This is a genomic window from Curtobacterium sp. ODYSSEY 48 V2, assembly GCF_023712625.1.
Classification (GTDB): domain Bacteria; phylum Actinomycetota; class Actinomycetes; order Actinomycetales; family Microbacteriaceae; genus Curtobacterium.
Map to the genome: position 1 here is coordinate 1 of NZ_JAMAXX010000061.1, position 394 is coordinate 394.

Annotated in this window: 1 protein-coding gene; it reads right to left on the reverse strand. The window is 47.5% G+C overall.

Annotated elements, in window-relative coordinates; all coding sequences use genetic code 11:
• On the reverse strand, nucleotides 1-394 hold a 394-nt coding region (locus tag M3666_RS16480), incomplete at both ends, for an ATP-binding cassette domain-containing protein (protein ID WP_251155826.1).

Consider the following 394-nt stretch of genomic DNA (forward strand, 5'->3'; position numbering starts at 1 on the left):
GTTCATGAATGGAGGCTTGTATTGCTGCCTGCTCAATCTGAGCTTGGCTGGCCGTTAAATCGCCATAACGAATATTTTCTTCAATAGTCCCGCCAAAAATATGGTTTTTTTGCAATACCAAACCGATTTGTTGGCGTAGCTCATGGGTATCATAGTCTTGCAAATCCTTGCCATCGAGCAAAATTCGCCCCTGCGTGGGCTGATAAAATTTTACCAACAGATTGATAATGGTGCTTTTACCTGCACCACTCAAGCCGACCAACGCGGTAATTCGGTTGCGCCGAATGCGAAAGCTGACATCCTGCAAGGCTTGGTTGCCGTTGGGATAAACAAAATCCACGTGCTGAAGTTCGATATCACCCTGCACCGTCGCAGGATTGACACCGCCTACCAC